The sequence below is a fragment of the Methylobacterium crusticola genome (assembly GCF_003574465.1).
GTDB classification, from domain to species: Bacteria; Pseudomonadota; Alphaproteobacteria; order Rhizobiales; family Beijerinckiaceae; genus Methylobacterium; species Methylobacterium crusticola.
In genome coordinates, this window is the sequence record NZ_QOWC01000116.1 from 1 (window position 1) to 17,211 (window position 17,211).

General features: G+C 70.2%; 29 protein-coding genes. All 29 read left to right on the forward strand.

Features of this window, described 5'->3' with window-relative positions; translation table 11 throughout:
- Nucleotides 1–76: 76 nt before the first annotated feature.
- The 29 genes from rpsJ to DT057_RS23775 all read left to right on the forward strand — a co-directional run bounded on the left by rpsJ (nt 77) and on the right by DT057_RS23775 (nt 17,194).
- Nucleotides 77–385: a 30S ribosomal protein S10 gene (gene rpsJ / locus DT057_RS23635; RefSeq protein ID WP_128564557.1), complete on the forward strand. Its 309-nt coding sequence runs from the start codon at nt 77–79 to the stop codon at nt 383–385.
- A gap of 51 nt (nt 386–436) precedes the next feature.
- Nucleotides 437–1,195 (forward strand): 50S ribosomal protein L3, encoded by a 759-nt coding sequence (rplC, locus tag DT057_RS23640; RefSeq protein ID WP_128564558.1) that lies wholly within the window; start codon nt 437–439, stop codon nt 1,193–1,195.
- Nucleotides 1,195–1,815, forward strand: coding sequence for a 50S ribosomal protein L4 (gene rplD, locus DT057_RS23645; RefSeq protein WP_128564559.1), 621 nt, complete (start codon nt 1,195–1,197; stop codon nt 1,813–1,815). The genes rplC and rplD overlap by 1 nt, the downstream gene beginning before the upstream one ends.
- Nucleotides 1,812–2,108 (forward strand): 50S ribosomal protein L23, encoded by a 297-nt coding sequence (locus tag DT057_RS23650; RefSeq protein WP_128564560.1) that lies wholly within the window; start codon nt 1,812–1,814, stop codon nt 2,106–2,108. The genes rplD and DT057_RS23650 overlap by 4 nt, the downstream gene beginning before the upstream one ends.
- Nucleotides 2,109–2,133: 25 nt before the next feature.
- On the forward strand, nt 2,134–2,970 hold the full coding sequence (gene rplB, locus DT057_RS23655; RefSeq protein ID WP_128564561.1) for a 50S ribosomal protein L2: 837 nt from the start codon (nt 2,134–2,136) through the stop codon (nt 2,968–2,970).
- A gap of 12 nt (nt 2,971–2,982) precedes the next feature.
- A complete protein-coding gene (rpsS, locus tag DT057_RS23660) occupies nt 2,983–3,261 on the forward strand; it encodes a 30S ribosomal protein S19 (protein WP_128564562.1) in 279 nt (92 codons plus the stop codon).
- Nucleotide 3,262: 1 nt separating this feature from the next.
- Nucleotides 3,263–3,646: a 50S ribosomal protein L22 gene (gene rplV, locus DT057_RS23665; RefSeq protein ID WP_128564563.1), complete on the forward strand. Its 384-nt coding sequence runs from the start codon at nt 3,263–3,265 to the stop codon at nt 3,644–3,646.
- Nucleotides 3,647–3,656: 10 nt separating this feature from the next.
- Entirely contained in the window at nt 3,657–4,391 is a 735-nt protein-coding gene (gene rpsC / locus DT057_RS23670) for a 30S ribosomal protein S3 (protein ID WP_128564564.1), read from the forward strand.
- A gap of 41 nt (nt 4,392–4,432) precedes the next feature.
- Nucleotides 4,433–4,846 carry a 50S ribosomal protein L16 gene (rplP, locus tag DT057_RS23675; RefSeq protein ID WP_128564565.1) on the forward strand — a complete coding sequence of 138 codons (414 nt, stop codon included), beginning with the start codon at nt 4,433–4,435 and terminating at the stop codon, nt 4,844–4,846.
- A gap of 13 nt (nt 4,847–4,859) precedes the next feature.
- Nucleotides 4,860–5,075, forward strand: a complete 216-nt coding sequence (gene rpmC, locus DT057_RS23680; protein ID WP_128564566.1) for a 50S ribosomal protein L29 — start codon at nt 4,860–4,862, stop codon at nt 5,073–5,075.
- Between the two features lie 14 nt (nt 5,076–5,089).
- Nucleotides 5,090–5,341: a 30S ribosomal protein S17 gene (rpsQ, locus tag DT057_RS23685; RefSeq protein ID WP_128564567.1), complete on the forward strand. Its 252-nt coding sequence runs from the start codon at nt 5,090–5,092 to the stop codon at nt 5,339–5,341.
- 302 nt (nt 5,342–5,643) lie between these two features.
- Nucleotides 5,644–6,012 (forward strand): 50S ribosomal protein L14, encoded by a 369-nt coding sequence (rplN, locus tag DT057_RS23690; RefSeq protein WP_012330332.1) that lies wholly within the window; start codon nt 5,644–5,646, stop codon nt 6,010–6,012.
- A complete protein-coding gene (gene rplX, locus DT057_RS23695; protein ID WP_128564568.1) occupies nt 6,012–6,329 on the forward strand; it encodes a 50S ribosomal protein L24 in 318 nt (105 codons plus the stop codon). The genes rplN and rplX overlap by 1 nt, the downstream gene beginning before the upstream one ends.
- Nucleotides 6,322–6,888: a 50S ribosomal protein L5 gene (rplE, locus tag DT057_RS23700; protein ID WP_128564569.1), complete on the forward strand. Its 567-nt coding sequence runs from the start codon at nt 6,322–6,324 to the stop codon at nt 6,886–6,888. Before rplX ends, rplE begins: the two co-directional genes overlap by 8 nt.
- Nucleotides 6,889–6,930: 42 nt before the next feature.
- Nucleotides 6,931–7,236: a 30S ribosomal protein S14 gene (gene rpsN, locus DT057_RS23705; protein ID WP_128564570.1), complete on the forward strand. Its 306-nt coding sequence runs from the start codon at nt 6,931–6,933 to the stop codon at nt 7,234–7,236.
- 16 nt (nt 7,237–7,252) lie between these two features.
- Nucleotides 7,253–7,648, forward strand: a complete 396-nt coding sequence (rpsH, locus tag DT057_RS23710) for a 30S ribosomal protein S8 (protein WP_128564571.1) — start codon at nt 7,253–7,255, stop codon at nt 7,646–7,648.
- A 39-nt stretch (nt 7,649–7,687) separates the two neighbouring features.
- A complete protein-coding gene (rplF, locus tag DT057_RS23715) occupies nt 7,688–8,221 on the forward strand; it encodes a 50S ribosomal protein L6 (protein WP_128564572.1) in 534 nt (177 codons plus the stop codon).
- Between the two features lie 12 nt (nt 8,222–8,233).
- Nucleotides 8,234–8,596 carry a 50S ribosomal protein L18 gene (gene rplR, locus DT057_RS23720; protein ID WP_128564573.1) on the forward strand — a complete coding sequence of 121 codons (363 nt, stop codon included), beginning with the start codon at nt 8,234–8,236 and terminating at the stop codon, nt 8,594–8,596.
- A gap of 141 nt (nt 8,597–8,737) precedes the next feature.
- A complete protein-coding gene (gene rpsE, locus DT057_RS23725; protein WP_128564574.1) occupies nt 8,738–9,310 on the forward strand; it encodes a 30S ribosomal protein S5 in 573 nt (190 codons plus the stop codon).
- Between the two features lie 11 nt (nt 9,311–9,321).
- On the forward strand, nt 9,322–9,513 hold the full coding sequence (gene rpmD / locus DT057_RS23730) for a 50S ribosomal protein L30 (RefSeq protein ID WP_128564575.1): 192 nt from the start codon (nt 9,322–9,324) through the stop codon (nt 9,511–9,513).
- 10 nt (nt 9,514–9,523) lie between these two features.
- Nucleotides 9,524–10,012 carry a 50S ribosomal protein L15 gene (gene rplO, locus DT057_RS23735; protein WP_128564576.1) on the forward strand — a complete coding sequence of 163 codons (489 nt, stop codon included), beginning with the start codon at nt 9,524–9,526 and terminating at the stop codon, nt 10,010–10,012.
- A gap of 116 nt (nt 10,013–10,128) precedes the next feature.
- Nucleotides 10,129–11,466, forward strand: coding sequence for a preprotein translocase subunit SecY (gene secY / locus DT057_RS23740; RefSeq protein WP_128564577.1), 1,338 nt, complete (start codon nt 10,129–10,131; stop codon nt 11,464–11,466).
- 185 nt (nt 11,467–11,651) lie between these two features.
- Nucleotides 11,652–12,251, forward strand: a complete 600-nt coding sequence (locus tag DT057_RS23745) for an adenylate kinase (protein ID WP_128564578.1) — start codon at nt 11,652–11,654, stop codon at nt 12,249–12,251.
- A gap of 202 nt (nt 12,252–12,453) precedes the next feature.
- The gene (gene rpsM, locus DT057_RS23750) at nt 12,454–12,822 is read left to right on the forward strand and encodes a 30S ribosomal protein S13 (protein WP_128564579.1); all 369 of its coding nucleotides are present in this window, start codon (nt 12,454–12,456) and stop codon (nt 12,820–12,822) included.
- A 185-nt stretch (nt 12,823–13,007) separates the two neighbouring features.
- Nucleotides 13,008–13,397 carry a 30S ribosomal protein S11 gene (rpsK, locus tag DT057_RS23755; protein ID WP_015928609.1) on the forward strand — a complete coding sequence of 130 codons (390 nt, stop codon included), beginning with the start codon at nt 13,008–13,010 and terminating at the stop codon, nt 13,395–13,397.
- Nucleotides 13,398–13,643: 246 nt separating this feature from the next.
- Nucleotides 13,644–14,717 (forward strand): DNA-directed RNA polymerase subunit alpha, encoded by a 1,074-nt coding sequence (locus tag DT057_RS23760; RefSeq protein ID WP_128564580.1) that lies wholly within the window; start codon nt 13,644–13,646, stop codon nt 14,715–14,717.
- A 209-nt stretch (nt 14,718–14,926) separates the two neighbouring features.
- On the forward strand, nt 14,927–15,346 hold the full coding sequence (gene rplQ, locus DT057_RS23765) for a 50S ribosomal protein L17 (RefSeq protein WP_128564581.1): 420 nt from the start codon (nt 14,927–14,929) through the stop codon (nt 15,344–15,346).
- Between the two features lie 136 nt (nt 15,347–15,482).
- Complete coding sequence (locus DT057_RS23770) at nt 15,483–15,743, forward strand: PepSY domain-containing protein (protein ID WP_128564582.1); 261 nt, start codon at nt 15,483–15,485, stop codon at nt 15,741–15,743.
- Between the two features lie 158 nt (nt 15,744–15,901).
- Nucleotides 15,902–17,194: an aspartate aminotransferase type Ic gene (locus tag DT057_RS23775; RefSeq protein WP_128564583.1), complete on the forward strand. Its 1,293-nt coding sequence runs from the start codon at nt 15,902–15,904 to the stop codon at nt 17,192–17,194.
- Nucleotides 17,195–17,211 lie beyond the last annotated feature (17 nt).

The window sequence follows — 17,211 nt, forward strand, 5'->3', positions numbered from 1 at the left end:
GCCCTCACTCCGCTGCCGCACACGCGAGGGGGCGGGCGCGAGCGCCAGCCCCATCCCGTCGCGAGGTTGAAGACACATGAACGGCCAGAACATCCGCATTCGCCTCAAGGCGTTCGATCATCGCATCCTGGATTCGTCGACCCGCGAGATCGTCTCGACGGCGAAGCGGACCGGCGCGCAGGTGCGCGGGCCGATCCCGCTGCCGACCCGGATCGAGCGCTACACCGTCAACCGCTCGCCGCACATCGACAAGAAGTCGCGCGAGCAGTTCGAGATGCGCACCCACAAGCGCGTGCTCGACATCGTCGATCCGACGCCCCAGACCGTGGACGCGCTGATGAAGCTCGACCTCGCGGCGGGCGTGGACGTGGAGATCAAGCTCTAACCGGTCCCGCGGGATCGTTGGAGCTTCGGGCAGACTGCGCGGGGGAGAACCATGCGCTCAGGAGTCATCGCACAGAAGGTCGGCATGACCCGCGTCTTCACGGACGCCGGCGAGCATGTTCCGGTCACGGTGCTCAAGGTCGATCAGTGCCAGGTGGTCGCCCACCGCACGATCGAGAAGAACGGCTACGTCGCGCTGCAGGTCGGCGTCGGCAAGGCCAAGGTGAAGAACGTCACCAAGGCCGAGCGCGGGCACTTCGCGGTCGCGAAGGTCGAGCCCAAGCGCAAGCTGGCCGAGTTCCGCGTCAGCGAGGACGCCATGATCCCGGTGGGCGCCGAGATCACCGCGGACCACTTCATCCCGGGGCAGTTCGTCGACGTGACGGGCACCACCACCGGCAAGGGGTTCGCGGGCGGCATGAAGCGCTGGAACTTCGGGGGGCTGCGCGCCACCCACGGCGTGTCGATCTCGCACCGCTCCATCGGCTCGACGGGCGGCCGCCAGGATCCGGGCAAGACCTTCAAGAACAAGAAGATGCCGGGCCATCTCGGCGTCGAGCGGGTCACCACCCAGAACCTGCGCGTCGTGCGCACGGACCCCGAGCGCGGCCTGATCCTGGTCGAGGGCGCGGTTCCGGGCGTCGCCGGCGGCTGGATCCAGATCCGCGACGCCGTGAAGCGCAAGCTCCCGGCCGACGTGCCGATGCCGGGCAAGTTCCGTGAGCTCGAGGGCGCCGGCCCGGCCGGGCCCGTGCCGGAGACGGCGCCGGTCGAGGCCGCCGAGGCTCCGGCCACCGAGGAGAACGCGTGATGAAGTTCGAGATCACCACGCTCGACGGTGCCGAGGCGGGCTCCGTCGAGCTCGACGAGGCGATCTTCGGCCTCGAGCCCCGGGCCGACCTGCTGCACCGCTGCGTGCGCTGGCAGCTCGCCAAGCGCCAGGCCGGCACCCACGCGACCAAGACCCGCTCGGAGATCAGCCGGACCACGAAGAAGCTCTACAAGCAGAAGGGCACCGGCAACGCCCGCCACGGCGCCGCCTCGGCGCCGCAGTTCCGCGGCGGCGGCCGGGCCCACGGGCCGGTGGTGCGCTCCCACGCCCACGACCTGCCCAAGAAGGTGCGGGCCCTGGCCCTGCGGCACGCGCTCTCGGCCAAGGCCAAGGGCGACGCGCTGATCGTCCTCGACGACGTGCGGCTCGAGGTCGGCAAGACCAAGGTGCTCAAGGAGCACTTCGGCAAGCTCGCGCTCTCGAACGCGCTCATCATCGGCGGCGCCGAGATCGACGAGAACTTCGCCCGGGCGGCCCGCAACCTGCCGCAGATCGACGTCCTGCCGGTGCAGGGCATCAACGTCTACGACATCCTGCGTCGCGAGAAGCTTGTGCTGACGCGCGCGGCCGTCGATGCGCTGGAGGCGCGATTCAAATGAGCGCTGATCCGCGCCACTACGACGTCATCGTCTCCCCGGTCATCACCGAGAAGGCGACGAACCTGACGGAACTCAACAAGGTCGTGTTCCGCGTGGCCCCGAAGGCGACCAAGCCGCAGATCAAGGAGGCGGTGGAGAAGCTGTTCGAGGTCAAGGTGAAGAGCGTCAACACGCTCGTCACCAAGGGCAAGACCAAGATCTTCCGCGGTCAGCGCGGCCAGCGCTCGGACGTGAAAAAGGCGATCGTCACCCTCGAAGAGGGCCAGACCATCGACGTCACGACCGGGCTCTGAGAGGAACGGCGTAAGGGAACAAGCCATGGCTTTGAAGACATTCAAGCCGGTCACGCCGAGCCTTCGCCAGCTCGTGATCGTCGACCGTTCGGAACTCTACAAGGGCAAGCCCGTCAAGTCGCTGACGGCGGGCAAGTCGTCGACCGGCGGCCGCAACAACCTCGGCCGGATCACCGTCCGGTTCCGCGGCGGCGGTCACAAGCGCACCCTGCGCAACGTCGACTTCAGGCGGCGCGAGCACGCCGGCAAGGTCGGCACCGTGGAGCGGATCGAGTACGATCCGAACCGCACGGCCTTCATCGCCCTCGTGACCTACGAGGGCGGGGCGCAGAGCTACATCCTGGCGCCGCAGCGGGTGAAGGCCGGCGACAAGGTGGTGTCGGGCGACGCCGTCGACATCAAGCCCGGCAACGCCATGCCGATCGGCGCGATGCCGGTGGGCACGATCGTGCACAACGTCGAGCTGAAGATCGGCAAGGGCGGGGCGATCGCCCGCTCGGCGGGCAACTACGCCCAGATCGTCGGCCGCGACCAGGGCTACGTCACGCTGCGCCTGAACTCGGGCGAGCAGCGCCTAGTGCACGGCCAGTGCTACGCCACGGTGGGGGCGGTCTCGAACCCCGACCACATGAACATCTCGCTCGGCAAGGCGGGCCGCAACCGCTGGCTCGGCAAGCGCCCGCACAACCGCGGCGTCGCCATGAACCCGATCGACCACCCGCACGGCGGCGGCGAGGGTCGCACCTCGGGCGGCCGTCACCCGGTCACCCCGTGGGGCATTCCCACCAAGGGCAAGAAGACCCGCTCGAACAAGCGTACCGACACCTTCATCGTGTCGAGCCGCCACAACCGCAAGAAGTAAGGGCGTCGACCCATGGCACGTTCAATCTGGAAGGGGCCGTTCATCGACGGCTACCTCCTCAAGAAGGCCGACGCCGCGCGCGGCTCGAGCCGCAACGAGGTCATCAAGATCTGGAGCCGCCGCTCCACGATCCTGCCGCAGTTCGTTGGCCTGACCTTCGGGGTCTACAACGGGCAGAAGCACATTCCGGTCTACGTCTCCGAGGAGATGGTGGGGCACAAGTTCGGCGAGTTCTCGCCGACCCGCACCTTCCACGGTCACGCGGCCGACAAGAAGGCGAAGAGGCGCTGAGATGGGCAAGGCAGCAGCACCCCGCGCGCTCCCCGAGAACGAGGCGAAGGCCGTCGCGCGCATGCTGCGCGTCAGCCCGCAGAAGCTGAACCTCGTGGCGCAGCTGATCCGGGGCAAGAAGGTATCGACCGCGCTCGCGGACCTGGAATTCTCGCGCAAGCGCATCGCCGTCGAGGTCCGCAAGTGCCTCGAGAGCGCGATCGCGAACGCCGAGAACAACCACGACCTCGACGTCGACGACCTCGTCGTCAAGGAGGCCTACGTGGGCAAGGCGCTGGTCCTCAAGCGCTTCCACGCGCGGGCCCGCGGCCGCGGCGCCCGCATCCTGAAGCCGTTCGCGAACCTCACCATCGTGGTGCGTGAAGTCCCGGCCGAAGCGGCCTGAGGAGGAAACGATGGGACAGAAAGTCAACCCGATCGGTCTCCGGCTCGGCATCAACCGGACCTGGGACTCGCGCTGGTACGCGAACAAGGGCGAGTACGCCCGCCTGATGCACGAGGACGTGGCGATCCGCCGGGCGCTGATGAAGCAGCTCAAGCAGGCCGCCGTCTCCAAGATCGTGATCGAGCGCCCGCACAAGAAGTGCCGGGTCACCATCCACTCGGGCCGCCCGGGCGTGGTGATCGGCAAGAAGGGCGCCGACATCGAGAAGCTGCGCAAGCTCGTCAACTCGATGACGAAGGCCGACGTGACGATCAACATCGTCGAGGTGCGCAAGCCCGAGATCGACGCCACCCTGGTGGCCGACTCGATCGCCCAGCAGCTCGAGCGCCGCGTCGCCTTCCGGCGCGCCATGAAGCGCGCCGTGCAATCGGCGATGCGCCTGGGCGCCGAGGGCATCCGCATCAACTGCTCGGGCCGCCTCGGCGGGGCCGAGATCGCCCGCCTCGAATGGTACCGCGAGGGCCGCGTGCCCCTGCACACGCTGCGCGCCGACGTCGATTACGGCACCGCCACGGCGTTCACCACCTACGGCACCTGCGGCATCAAGGTGTGGGTGTTCAAGGGCGAGATCCTCGAGCACGACCCGATGGCCCAGGACAAGCGCGCGCACGAGGAGGGCGGCCGTTCCGGCGGACGTCGCGACCGTGAGCGCGGCGAGCGCGGCGGCCGGGACGCGGCGGCCTGACCGGCCGCCCGCCACCCCGCCCGAGGTTTTGAGAGGCTGCCATGCTTCAACCCAAGAAGACGAGATTCCGCAAGCAGTTCAAGGGCCGCATCCACGGCGCCGCGAAGGGCGGGACGGACCTGAATTTCGGCCAGTACGGCCTCAAGGCCCTCGAGCCCGAGCGCGTCACGGCGCGGCAGATCGAGGCGGCCCGCCGCGCGATCACCCGCGAGATGAAGCGCCAGGGCCGGGTCTGGATCCGGATCTTCCCCGACGTTCCGGTCACCCAGAAGCCGACCGAGGTCCGCATGGGCTCCGGCAAGGGTGCCCCCGAGTACTGGGCGGCCCGGGTCCATCCCGGCCGGATCATGTTCGAGATCGACGGCGTTGCCGAGGACATCGCCCGCGAGGCGCTGCGCCTCGGCGCCGCCAAGCTGCCGATCCGCACGCGCTTCATCCAGCGCATCGCGGACTGAGGAGACCTGTGAGATGAAGTCGAGCCAGAGGCTGTCTGATCTGAGCGCGATGTCGCCGGATCAGCTCGGCGACGAGCTCCTGAACCTGAAGAAGGAGCAGTTCAACCTGCGCTTCCAGCGGGCCACGGGTCAGCTCGAGAACGTTGCGCGCGTGCGGGAAGTGCGCCGCGACATCGCCCGCGTCCGCACCCTGCAGCGCCAGAAGACGCTGCAGGCCGCGCAGGCCTGAAGGAGTTAGGACCCATGCCGAAGCGCGTGCTGCAGGGCGTCGTCGTCAGCGACAAGCAGGACAAGACCGTCGTGGTGAAGGTGGAGCGGCGCTTCACCCACCCGGTGATGAAGAAGACCATCCGGCGGTCGAAGAACTACCACGCCCACGACGAGAACAACGCGGCCAAGGTCGGCCAGACGGTGTTCATCGAGGAGTCGCGGCCCTACTCGAAGCTCAAGACCTGGAAGCTGGTCGAGGGCGCGGCCGCCGCCGCGGAGGCCTGAGCCGCCTGCGAGGCCGCGGCCTCGCAGCCCGCGTGCGGAACCTCCCGGTCGGGGAGGGCGATCTCGGGCCAGCCGCTTGCCATCCGGGCCGAACCGGTGTAGATGGCCGGCCTCCACGACAGACATGAGGGGCGCTCCGTGGCGCCCGTCATCGCGTTCGTTGACCGCGCCAGCGCAGGCCGATGCGCTGCTGCGCGGTCTCTTCAATGGACGGGGACGCGAGATCCCCATCAGGCTGCCGTCCGCCGGGCAATCGTGCCCCAGGCGGAGACCTGCCTGAAACAAGGAAAGGGCGTTAGGCCGTGATCCAGATGCAGACGAATCTGGACGTCGCCGACAATTCCGGCGCGCGTCGCGTGATGTGCATCAAGGTGCTCGGCGGTTCCAAGCGCAAGTACGCCGGTGTCGGCGACATCATCGTGGTGTCGGTGAAGGAGGCGATTCCGCGGGGCCGCGTGAAGAAGGGCGACGTGATGAAGGCGGTGGTGGTGCGCACCGCCAAAGACGTGCGCCGTCCCGACGGTTCGGTGATCCGCTTCGACCGCAACGCCGCGGTGCTGATCAACAACCAGAAGGAGCCGATCGGCACCCGCATCTTCGGGCCGGTGCCGCGCGAGCTGCGCGCCCGCAACCACATGAAGATCATCTCGCTCGCCCCGGAGGTGCTGTGATGGCTGCGAAGGTGAAGAAGGGCGACACCGTCGTCGTTCTGACCGGGCGCGACAAGGGCCGCACCGGCGAGGTCATCCAGGTGCTGCCCAAGGAGGAGCGGGCCCTGGTGCGGGGGATCAACCTCGTGAAGCGCCACCAGCGCCAGACCCAGACCGCCGAGGGCGGGATCATCTCCAAGGAGGCGACGATCCACCTCTCGAACCTGGCCCTCGCCGATCCGAAGGACGGCAAGGCGACCCGGGTCGGTTTTCGCATTCTGGAGGACGGGCGCAAGGTTCGCTTCGCGAAGCGCTCGGGGGATCTGATCGATGGCTGAGGCGAAGAAGGACGGCTACACGCCGCGGCTGAAGAAGCACTACGAGGACGTGGTGCGCCCGAAGCTGATCGAGGAGTTCGGCTACACGAACCCGATGCAGGTGCCGACGATCGAGAAGATCGTCGTCAACATGGGCGTCGGCGAGTCGACCCAGGACTCGAAGAAGGCGACGGTGGCGGCCGAGGACCTCGGCCTGATCGTCGGCCAGAAGCCGGTGATCACCCGGGCCCGCAAGGCGATCGCGACCTTCAAGGTCCGCGAGAACATGCCGATCGGCTGCAAGGTCACCCTGCGCAAGCAGCGCATGTACGAGTTCATGGACCGGCTGATCACCATCGCGCTGCCGCGCGTGCGCGACTTCCGCGGCCTGAACCCGAAGTCGTTCGACGGGCGCGGCAACTACGCCCTCGGGATCAAGGAGCACCTGGTGTTCCCCGAGATCAACTACGACAAGGCGCAGAACACCTGGGGCATGGACATCGTCGTGGCGACCACCGCCAAGACCGACGCCGAGGCCCGGGCCCTGCTGAAGCACTTCAACTTCCCGTTCCGGCAGTGAGGGCGCGAGCCCTCAGACGCGGACACCGGAGACACTGAGAACATGGCCAAGACGAGCAAGATCGAGAAGAACAAGCAGCGGCGGGAACTCGCCAAGCGCTACGCGCCCAAGCGCGAGGCCCTGCTTGCCACGGCGAACGACGAGTCGCTGCCCATGGAGGAGCGCTTCGAGGCGCGCCTCAAGCTGGCGGAGCTGCCGCGCAACGCCAACCCCACCCGCATCCGCAACCGCTGCGAGATGACCGGGCGCCCGCGGGCCTTCTACCGCAAGCTCGGGATCTCGCGGGTCGCGCTGCGCGACCTCGGCTCCCGCGGCCTGATCCCGGGCCTCGTCAAGTCGAGCTGGTAAGGGGAGGGCGCCAGAGATGATCAACGATCCCGTGGGCGACATGCTCACCCGCATCCGCAACGGCCAGCAGCGCCGCCGCAACGTCGTCCAGACGCCGGGCTCCAAGCTGCGCGCCCGCGTCCTCGACGTGCTGAAGTCCGAAGGCTACATCCGCGACTACGCCACGACCGATTACGGCAACGGGCGCACCGAGTTCGCGATCGAGCTCAAGTACTTCGACGGCCAGCCGGTGATCCGCTCGATCGAGCGCGTCTCCAAGCCGGGCCGCCGGGTCTACTCGTCGGTCGACACCCTGCCGCGCGTCGCCGACGGCCTGGGCGTGACCATCGTCTCCACCCCCCAGGGCGTCATGGCCGACCACGAGGCGCGCGAGCGCAACGTGGGTGGCGAGGTGCTCTGCAAGGTCTTCTAGGCCTTCGCGGAACCCGACAGCCAGCAAGGAGAGACGACAATGTCCCGCGTAGGCAAGAAGCCCGTGACCGTGCCGGCCGGCGTGACCGCGACGGTCGACGGCCAGACCGTGACGGTCAAGGGGTCGAAGGGCGAGCTGCAGTTCCGCGTGCCCGACCTCGTGTCGGTCGCGCACGAGAACGGCGCGATCTCGGTCCAGCCCCGCTCAGAGACCAAGGAGGCCCGCGCGATGTGGGGCCTCTCCCGCGCCCAGGTCGCGAACCTCGTCGAGGGCGTGACGAAGGGCTACGAGAAGAAGCTCGAGATCAACGGCGTCGGCTACCGCGCCGCGGTCGCCGGCAAGGTGCTGAAGCTCTCGCTCGGCTACAGCCACGACATCGAGTACGCGATCCCGACCGGGATCACCATCGCGACGCCGCGGCCGGTCGAGATCATCATCTCCGGCATCGACAAGCAGCGCGTCGGCCAGATCGCGGCCGAGATCCGCGACTATCGCGGCCCCGAGCCCTACAAGGGCAAGGGCGTCAAGTACGCCGGCGAGTTCATCTTCCGCAAGGAAGGCAAGAAGAAGTAAGGGCGGCCGACCATGTCTCGCAAACTCGAAATGCTCGACCGGCGCCGGGCGCGCGTCCGGCGGGCGATCCGGGCGGCGGCGAACGGCCGTCCGCGCCTGTCCGTGTTCCGCTCGTCGAAGCAGATCTACGTCCAGGTCATCGACGACGCGACGGGCCACACGCTCGCCGCGGCCTCGAGCCTGGAGAAGGACCTGCGCGCCCGCCTCAAGACGGGCGCCGACAAGGCGGCCGCGGCCGAGGTCGGCAAGCTCGTGGCGGAGCGGGCCCGCGAGGCCGGCGTCACCCGGGTGATCTTCGACCGCTCGGGCTACCTCTTCCACGGCCGGGTCAAGGCCCTGGCCGACGCGGCCCGCGAGGGCGGCCTGGACTTCTAGGATCTCCCTCGCGGAGCATCCCGGGCGTCCGAGAACGATCCGGGAGGCGAGGGGCGCCCCGGCGCGCCCCGGCCTCCCACGGCGGGCAAGACCATGCGAGCGGGACCGCCACCCGCGTCAGTCATCGTCGAAAGTGGTGCAATGGCACGTGAACGTGAGGGTCGTCGTCGCGACGACCGCGAGGAGCGCGACAGCGAGTTCGTGGACAAGCTCGTCCACATCAACCGCGTCGCCAAGGTGGTGAAGGGCGGCCGGCGCTTCGGCTTCGCGGCGCTCGTCGTCGTGGGCGACCAGAAGGGCCGCGTCGGCTTCGGCCACGGCAAGGCCCGCGAGGTGCCGGAGGCGATCCGCAAGGCGACCGAGGCCGCCAAGCGCGGGCTCGTCCGCGTCGCCCTGCGCGAGGGCCGCACCCTGCACCACGACGTGCACGGCCGCCACGGCGCCGGCAAGGTGATCCTGCGCGCGGCCCCGGCCGGCACCGGCATCATCGCGGGCGGCCCTATGCGCGCCGTCTTCGAGACGCTCGGCATGCAGGACGTGGTGGCGAAGTCCCTCGGGTCCTCGAACCCCTACAACCTCGTGCGCGCCACCTTCGACGCGCTCAAGAACGAGGATTCGCCCCGGGCGATCGCGGCGCGCCGCGGTCTCAAGGTCTCGGCCCTCCAGTCCCGCCGCCGCGACGCCGGCTCGGGCGACGCCGCCGACGCAGCCTGAGGAGGGACGCAATGGCTGAGAAAACCGTGCGGGTCCAGCAGATCGGCTCGCCGATCCGCCGCGAGGCCAGCCAGCGCCAGACGCTGGTCGGCCTCAAGCTGAACAAGATGCACCGCATCGCGACCCTGCCCGACACCCCCTCGGTGCGCGGCATGATCGCGAAGGTGCATCACCTCGTGCGCGTCATCGACGACGCGGCGTGAGGAGGATGTCATGAAGCTGAACGAAATTCGTGACAACGACGGCGCCACCAAGAACCGGATGCGCGTCGGCCGGGGCATCGGCTCGGGCAAGGGCAAGACCGCCGGACGCGGCGTGAAGGGCCAGAAGGCCCGCTCCGGCGTCTCCATCAAGGGCTTCGAGGGCGGCCAGATGCCGCTGCATCGCCGCCTGCCCAAGCGCGGGTTCAACAACCCGGGGGCGACGATCCTCAACGAGGTCAACGTCGGCCGCCTCCAGGAGGCGGTCGACGCCGGCAGGCTCGACGCCGCGGCCCCGGTGACCCTCGAGGCGCTCATCGCGGCCGGCGTGGTCTCCAAGGCCCGCGACGGCGTGAAGATCCTGGGCGTCGGCAAGCTCACCGCCAGGCTGACCGTCGAGGTCTCCCGGGCCTCGAAATCGGCCGTCGCGGCGATCGAGAAGGCCGGCGGCTCGGTGACCCAGTCGCTCGCCGCGACCGACGGCGCGGTTGCGTCGGCCTGAGGCAGACTTTAAGTCACCCGAGATCGGCGGCGGCCCGTGCGACCAGCGCGAGGCCGCCGTCCTTGTTTTGGAGGCGCCTCGCACGCGCCGCCGTCCCGCCCGCCAAGGACCGACCCATGGCCTCTGCAGCCGAGCAGCTCGCCGCCAACCTCAATTTCGGCGCCATCGCCAAGGCCGAAGAGCTCAAGAAGCGCATCTGGTTCACCCTCGGCGCCCTCATCGTCTACCGGCTCGGGACCTACATCCCGCTCCCGGGCATCGATCCGGACGCCCTGCGCCAGAGCTTCGCCAACGCCCAGGGCGGCGTGCTCGGCCTGTTCAACATGTTCTCGGGCGGCGCGGTCGAGCGCATGGCGATCTTCGCCCTGAACATCATGCCGTACATCTCGGCCTCGATCATCGTGCAGCTCCTCACCTCGGTGATCCCCTCCCTGGAGACGCTGAAGAAGGAGGGCGAGTCGGGCCGCAAGGTGCTCAACCAGTACACCCGCTACCTCACGGTGGTGCTGGCGGTGTTCCAGGCCTGGGGCATCGCCGTGGGCCTCCAGAGCTCCGGCGGCATCGTGCAGGATCCCGGCCCGTTCTTCGCGATCTCGACCGTGATCACGCTGACGGGCGGCACCCTGTTCCTGATGTGGATCGGCGAGCAGATCACCTCGCGGGGCATCGGCAACGGCTCGTCGCTGATCATCTTCGCCGGCATCGTGGCGCACCTGCCCTCGGCCATCGCCGGCACGCTGGAGCTCGGCCGCCAGGGCGCGCTCTCGACGGCGGTGATCCTCGGCGTCGTCGTCATGGCGGCAGGCGTCGTCTACTTCATCGTGTTCATGGAGCGGGCGCAGCGCCGCCTCCTGATCAACTACCCCAAGCGCCAGGTCGGCAACCGGATGTACGAGGGCCAGACCTCGTTCCTGCCGCTGAAGCTCAACACGTCGGGGGTGATCCCGCCGATCTTCGCCTCCTCGCTGCTGCTGCTGCCCGCCACCGCGGCGAGCTTCCAGACCGACCCGAACGGCACCGGCATCGTCTCGATGCTGGCAACCTACCTCGGCCACGGCCGGCCGCTCTACATGGTGCTGTACGCGGCGCTGATCATCTTCTTCGCCTTCTTCTACACCGCGGTGGTGTTCAACCCGCAGGAGACGGCCGAGAACCTGAAGAAGCACGGCGGCTTCATCCCGGGCATCCGGCCCGGCGAGCGCACGGCCGAGTTCATCGACAAGGTGCTGAGCCGCATCACGGTGATCGGCGCGGCCTACCTGACGCTGATCTGCCTGATCCCGGAGATCCTGGTCTCGTACGCCTCGCTGCCGTTCTACTTCGGCGGCACCTCGCTGCTGATCGTGGTCTCGGTGACGATGGACACGGTGGCGCAGGTCCACGGGCACCTGCTCGCCCACCAGTACGAGGGCCTGGTCAAGAAGGCGAAGCTGCGGGGCGCGCGCCGGCGCTGAGCGCCGGGCGGCCGGCGAGGAGGGTTCGCCCAATGGCCCGTCCGGGGCCGGCCTCTGTGCTCTTGCACGCGGGCAAGGCCTTGGCGCATGGTCCCGGGTGAACCCGGTCGGGTCGTGATCGAGAGCTCGGCGGCCACGCGCGGGCGATGCCTCGCGGCGGACGGGGCACAAGGGAGAGACAGGATATGCGGATCATTCTCCTCGGCCCGCCGGGTGCCGGGAAGGGCACGCAGTCGGCGAGGATCGTCGAGCGATTCGGGATTCCTCAGCTGTCGACGGGCGACATGCTGCGCGCGGCGGTGGCGGCCGGCACGCCCGTCGGCATCGAGGCGAAGAGCCTGATGGACAGCGGCGCGCTGGTGCCGGACGAGATCGTGGTCGGCATCGTGGCAGACCGCATCGAGGAGCCGGACGCCCGCAACGGCTTCATCCTCGACGGCTTTCCCCGGACCGTGGCGCAGGCGACGGCCCTCGCGGCGATGCTGGCCCGCAAGGGCCTGCCCCTCGACGCCGTGGTGGAGTTCAAGGTCGACGAGGCGGCGCTGCTCGGCCGCATCGCCAAGCGGGCGGCCGAGACGCTCGCCCGCGGCGAGCCGGTGCGGAAGGACGACACCCCCGAGGTGTTCAAGACCCGCCTCGACGCCTACCGCACCCTGACCGCCCCGCTCTCGGCGCACTACGCCGGCACCGGGCTGCTGCGGCCGATCGACGGCATGGCGCCGATCGACGAGGTGACCCGGCACCTGGAGGAACTGCTCGCTCCCTACCAGGCCGTGTCGGCGTGATGGTTGACAAACCGGCGCGCTCGCGCTAGTGGGCGCTCCTTCGTTCAGACCCGGACGGCCCGGCGTGCCTCCCTGGAGGCCGCTTCGGGCCGATTTGCCGTCGGGACGGCGCGCAGGGGCCGGGCTCCACCGGACGCGCGTTGACAGGAACCGATCGTCCGCGGGTCCCCGCGGCCCCGGACGCGATGGAGAGCAGCACACCATGGCCCGTATCGCCGGCGTCAACATCCCGACCAACAAGCGCGTCGTCATCGCGCTCCAGTACATCCACGGCATCGGCTCCAGGAAGGCCGAGGAGATCACCGAGAAGGTCGGCATCCCGGCGGAGCGCCGGGTGAACCAGCTCACCGACGCCGAGGTGCTGCAGATCCGCGAGACGATCGACCGCGACTACATCGTCGAGGGCGACCTGCGCCGCGAAGTGGCGATGAACATCAAGAGGCTGATGGACCTCGGCTGCTACCGTGGCCTGCGCCACCGCCGCAACCTGCCGGTCCGCGGCCAGCGCACCCACACCAACGCCCGCACCCGCAAGGGCAAGGCGAAGCCCATCGCCGGCAAGAAGAAGTAGGCCGGAGCGGGGCCGCGGGGGCCGTCGGGCCCCCGTCCCGCGCCGATCCGGCAGGAGAACCCCGCCGCGGATCCGTCCGCGGCACCGATCCTGCCTGACCCTCGGCGGCTCGCGCCGCCACCGAACCCGAGACGACATCCCGAGCGCCTGGTACGACGGGCGCGCCTGAAGGATCAGAAGACAGTATGGCCAAGGAAGCAACACGCGTCCGCCGTCGCGAACGCAAGAACATCGTGTCCGGCGTGGCGCACGTGAACGCCTCGTTCAACAACACGATGATCACCATCACGGACGCGCAGGGCAACACGATCTCGTGGTCGTCGGCCGGCGCGATGGGCTTCAAGGGCTCGCGCAAGTCGACCCCTTACGCGGCCCAGGTCGCGGCCGAGGACGCGGGCCGCAAGGCCGCCGAGCACGGCATGCGCACCCTCGAGGTCGAGGTCTCGGGCCCCGGCTCGGGCCGCGAATCGGCCCTGCGGGCGCTCCAGGCGGCGGGCTTCACGGTGACGTCGATCCGCGACGTGACGCCGATCCCGCACAACGGCTGCCGCCCGCGCAAGCGTCGCCGGGTCTGATCCAACACGGCCGGGCGCTCCCGGGAGCGCCCGGCCGCCGGCTCGGGAAGAGGGTTGCGGTGTCGACCTCGGCCACCGGTGAGACGACTGGACCCGGCGTCCTTCCCTGGACGTCGGGCGGTCGCGTTCCGGTCGCCGGCGGCTGACGCCGGATCCCGGCGCACCGGGCCCGCGGCGTCCTGACCGCGCCGGCGCCGGCCGCATCAGAGTTCAGGACGACGGTCCCACCGGGCGAGGGCGGGACCGATGCGGCGGCGGCCTCGCGGTCGTCGCCCGGTACAGTTGGCGAGAGGTGTGAACGTGGTCATTCAGAAGAACTGGCAAGAGCTGATCAAGCCGAACAAGCTCGACGTCACCCCCGGGCACGACCCGAAGCGGATCGCCACCGTGGTGGCCGAGCCCCTCGAGCGCGGCTTCGGCACCACCCTCGGCAACGCGCTGCGCCGGGTGCTGCTGTCCTCGCTGCAGGGCGCGGCGGTGACCTCGGTCCACATCGACGGGGTGCTGCACGAGTTCTCCTCGATCCCGGGCGTGCGTGAGGACGTCACCGACATCGTCCTCAACATCAAGACGATCGCGATCCGCTCGTCGAGCGACACGCCCAAGCGCATGACCCTGCGCAAGACCGGCCCCGGCACGGTCACGGCGGGCGACATCGCCACGGTCGGCGACGTCCAGATCCTCAACCCCGACCTCGTGCTCTGCACCCTCGACGACGGCGCCGAGATCCGCATGGAGTTCACGGTCGCGACCGGCAAGGGCTACGTCCCGGCCGACCGCAACCGGCCCGAGGACGCCCCCATCGGCCTGATCCCGGTGGACGCGCTGTTCTCGCCGGTCACCAAGGTGTCCTACCGCATCGAGAACACCCGCGAGGGCCAGGATCTCGACAAGGACAAGCTGACCATGACGGTCGAGACCAACGGCGCCGTCTCGCCCGAGGACTCGCTCGCCTACGCGGCCCGCATCATCCAGGACCAGCTCCAGGTCTTCGTGAACTTCGAGGAGCCCCGGAAGGAGGAGGCGACGCCGCTCGCGCCGCAGCTGCCCTTCAACCCGGCCCTGCTCAAGAAGGTCGACGAGCTCGAGCTGTCGGTCCGCTCGGCGAACTGCCTCAAGAACGACAACATCGTCTACATCGGCGACCTCATCCAGAAGACCGAGGCCGAGATGCTGCGGACCCCGAACTTCGGCCGCAAGTCGCTCAACGAGATCAAGGAGGTGCTCGCCGCCATGGGCCTGCACCTCGGCATGGACGTCCCCGGCTGGCCGCCGGAGAACATCGAGGATCTCGCCAAGCGCTTCGAGGAGCATTACTGAGCCCTCCGGCGGATGGGCGCGGCGCGAGGGCCTCTCGGCCCGGCGCCGCGCCCATCCGTTGCTCCCCGTGCGCCACTCCCCGTGCGCCCCGGTGACGGGACGGACCGGGAGCGGCGGACGGGGGCGGCCACCGGCCTGCCCCCGCGCCCCGCTCACAGCCCAGAACGACGGCCGACCCGTGGCACGGCGGCCGCAACAAGGAGACAGCCATGCGTCACGGATTCCGGGGCCGGCGGTTCAACCGCACCGTCGAGCACCGCAAGGCGATGTTCGCCAACATGTCGGCCGCCCTGATCAAGCACGAGCAGATCATCACCACCCTGCCGAAGGCGAAGGACCTGCGCCCGGTGGTCGAGAAGCTGATCACCCTCGGCAAGCGCGGCGACCTGCACGCCCGCCGCCAGGCGATCGCGCAGATCCGCGACGAGGGGATGGTGCGCAAGCTGTTCGACGTGCTCGGCCCGCGCTACCAGGCCCGCCCGGGCGGCTACTGCCGCATCATGAAGGCCGGCTTCCGCTATGGCGACAACGCCCCGATGGCGGTGATCGAGTTCGTGGACCGCGACGTCGACGCCCGCGGCAAGGATTCCGGCCCGAGCCAGGTGGCCGAGGACGCCGAGGCGGCCTGACGCCGCCGCGTCTCCCCCACGAAGGCGGCCTCCGGGCCGCCTTTTTTCGTGCGCGGGCCCGCCGCCCCGGCGCGGACCTCCGCCCGGCAGGGCCGGTGCTGTCGGGGACCGCCACCACGCAAGGGAGCCCGTACCGATGTCCAGGCTGATGATCCCGGCCCTCGCGGCCCTCCTCGTCGCCGGCGCCACGGGTGCGTCCGCCGACACGGTGGGCGCGGACTGGATGCCGATCGGGCAGGTGATCCAGAAGGCGGAGGCCGCCGGCTACACCCTGATCTCGGAGATCGAGGCCGATGACGGCCACTGGGAAGGGCAGGGGATGAAGGACGGCAGGCCGATGAAGTTCACGGCCGATCCCCGCACCGGCGCCATCCTGTCGGAGAAGCCCGGCAAGTAGGGGCCGGCCCCCGCGGCTTGCCCCGGAGGCACCCCTGGACCGGGCGACCCCGCAGCACCCCTGGACCGGGCGACCCCGCAGCGCCCCTGGACCGGGCGCCGCCGTGGGGGCAGGGTGCCCGGCGTCCCCTGCCGCACACGGCCCCAGGATCCGCCTCCATGCCCGCCCCGCCCGATCCCTCGCGCGACCTCCAGGCCCGCCACGCCGAACTCCGGGCCCGCTACGCCGACCTCCAGGCCCGCGGGCTCAGGCTCGACATGACGCGCGGCAAGCCCTCGCCGGAGCAGCTCGACCTCTCGGAGGGGCTGCTCGCGCTGCCGGGCAACCGCGACCACCGCGCCGAGAGCGGCGAGGACGCCCGCAACTACGGCGGCGTGCAGGGCCTCGCGGAGGTGCGGGCGCTGTTCTCCGGCGTCCTCGGGGCGCCGCCCGAGCAGATCGCCGTCGGGAACAACTCGAGCCTCGCGCTGATGCACGATTGCATCGCCTACGCCCTCCTGAAGGGCGTGCCCGGCGGCGCGGCGCCGTGGTCGCGGGAGGAGATCCGCTTCATCTGCCCGGTGCCGGGCTACGACCGCCACTTCGCGCTCTGCGAGACCTACGGGATCGGGATGCTGAGCGTCCCGATGACCCCGCGCGGCCCCGACATGGACGCGGTCGAGGACCTCGCCCGCGACCCCGCCGTGCGGGGCATGTGGGCGGTCCCGCAATACGCCAACCCGGGCGGCGAGACCTACGACGACGAGACCGTGGCGCGCCTCGCCGGCATGGCGACGGGCGCGCCGGATTTCCGGCTGTTCTGGGACAATGCCTACGCGCTCCACCACCTCACGGACCGGCGCCCGGCCCTGCGCAACATCCTGGAGGCCTGCGCGGCGGCCGGCCGTCCGGACCGGCCCCTCGTCTTCGCGTCGACCTCGAAGGTGACCCTGGCGGGGGCGGGCCTGGCGTTCCTCGCCGCCTCGCCCGCGAACCTGCGCTGGTACCTCGCCTGCGCGGGCAAGCGCAGCATCGGGCCCGACAAGCTGAACCAGCTGCGCCACGCCCGCTTCCTGCGCGACGCCGGCGGCCTGGAGCGCCTGATGGAGGGGCACCGCCGCCTGCTCGCGCCGAAGTTCCGGGCCGTCACCGACGCCCTGGCGCGCGCGCTCGCCGGCACCGGCGCGGCGCGCTGGAGCGAGCCGGCCGGCGGCTACTTCGTGCTCCTGGAGGTGCCGGACGGGTGCGCGAGCCGTGTGGTGGAGCTCGCCGCCGGATGCGGCCTCGCCCTGACGCCGGCGGGCGCCACCCACCCGTACGGCCGCGACCCCCGGGACCGCACCCTGCGGCTCGCCCCGTCCTACCCGAGCCTCGGCGAGGTGGAGGCGGCCGCCGAGGTGATCGCGCTCTGCACGCTCCTCGCCGCCGCGGAGAACCGGCAGGCGGGCGGGAGCGGCCAGGTGAGCGGCTAGGCAGCGGCGCGGACCGG

Coding starts and splice junctions, on each gene's coding strand:
- DT057_RS23770 (WP_128564582.1), top strand. CDS start 15,483: ATGTCCAGGCTGATGATCCCGGCCCTCGCGGCCCTCCTCGTCGCCGGC.
- rpsM (WP_128564579.1), top strand. CDS start 12,454: ATGGCCCGTATCGCCGGCGTCAACATCCCGACCAACAAGCGCGTCGTC.
- rpsK (WP_015928609.1), top strand. CDS start 13,008: ATGGCCAAGGAAGCAACACGCGTCCGCCGTCGCGAACGCAAGAACATC.
- rpsN (WP_128564570.1), top strand. CDS start 6,931: ATGGCCAAGACGAGCAAGATCGAGAAGAACAAGCAGCGGCGGGAACTC.
- DT057_RS23650 (WP_128564560.1), top strand. CDS start 1,812: ATGAGCGCTGATCCGCGCCACTACGACGTCATCGTCTCCCCGGTCATC.
- rpsH (WP_128564571.1), top strand. CDS start 7,253: ATGATCAACGATCCCGTGGGCGACATGCTCACCCGCATCCGCAACGGC.
- rplF (WP_128564572.1), top strand. CDS start 7,688: ATGTCCCGCGTAGGCAAGAAGCCCGTGACCGTGCCGGCCGGCGTGACC.
- rplD (WP_128564559.1), top strand. CDS start 1,195: ATGAAGTTCGAGATCACCACGCTCGACGGTGCCGAGGCGGGCTCCGTC.
- DT057_RS23760 (WP_128564580.1), top strand. CDS start 13,644: ATGCGGCGGCGGCCTCGCGGTCGTCGCCCGGTACAGTTGGCGAGAGGT.
- DT057_RS23775 (WP_128564583.1), top strand. CDS start 15,902: ATGCCCGCCCCGCCCGATCCCTCGCGCGACCTCCAGGCCCGCCACGCC.
- secY (WP_128564577.1), top strand. CDS start 10,129: ATGGCCTCTGCAGCCGAGCAGCTCGCCGCCAACCTCAATTTCGGCGCC.
- DT057_RS23745 (WP_128564578.1), top strand. CDS start 11,652: ATGCGGATCATTCTCCTCGGCCCGCCGGGTGCCGGGAAGGGCACGCAG.
- rplV (WP_128564563.1), top strand. CDS start 3,263: ATGGGCAAGGCAGCAGCACCCCGCGCGCTCCCCGAGAACGAGGCGAAG.
- rplQ (WP_128564581.1), top strand. CDS start 14,927: ATGCGTCACGGATTCCGGGGCCGGCGGTTCAACCGCACCGTCGAGCAC.
- rplO (WP_128564576.1), top strand. CDS start 9,524: ATGAAGCTGAACGAAATTCGTGACAACGACGGCGCCACCAAGAACCGG.
- rpsJ (WP_128564557.1), top strand. CDS start 77: ATGAACGGCCAGAACATCCGCATTCGCCTCAAGGCGTTCGATCATCGC.
- rpsC (WP_128564564.1), top strand. CDS start 3,657: ATGGGACAGAAAGTCAACCCGATCGGTCTCCGGCTCGGCATCAACCGG.
- rpmD (WP_128564575.1), top strand. CDS start 9,322: ATGGCTGAGAAAACCGTGCGGGTCCAGCAGATCGGCTCGCCGATCCGC.
- rpsS (WP_128564562.1), top strand. CDS start 2,983: ATGGCACGTTCAATCTGGAAGGGGCCGTTCATCGACGGCTACCTCCTC.
- rplC (WP_128564558.1), top strand. CDS start 437: ATGCGCTCAGGAGTCATCGCACAGAAGGTCGGCATGACCCGCGTCTTC.
- rplX (WP_128564568.1), top strand. CDS start 6,012: ATGGCTGCGAAGGTGAAGAAGGGCGACACCGTCGTCGTTCTGACCGGG.
- rplB (WP_128564561.1), top strand. CDS start 2,134: ATGGCTTTGAAGACATTCAAGCCGGTCACGCCGAGCCTTCGCCAGCTC.
- rplP (WP_128564565.1), top strand. CDS start 4,433: ATGCTTCAACCCAAGAAGACGAGATTCCGCAAGCAGTTCAAGGGCCGC.
- rplE (WP_128564569.1), top strand. CDS start 6,322: ATGGCTGAGGCGAAGAAGGACGGCTACACGCCGCGGCTGAAGAAGCAC.
- rpsE (WP_128564574.1), top strand. CDS start 8,738: ATGGCACGTGAACGTGAGGGTCGTCGTCGCGACGACCGCGAGGAGCGC.
- rplR (WP_128564573.1), top strand. CDS start 8,234: ATGTCTCGCAAACTCGAAATGCTCGACCGGCGCCGGGCGCGCGTCCGG.
- rpmC (WP_128564566.1), top strand. CDS start 4,860: ATGAAGTCGAGCCAGAGGCTGTCTGATCTGAGCGCGATGTCGCCGGAT.
- rpsQ (WP_128564567.1), top strand. CDS start 5,090: ATGCCGAAGCGCGTGCTGCAGGGCGTCGTCGTCAGCGACAAGCAGGAC.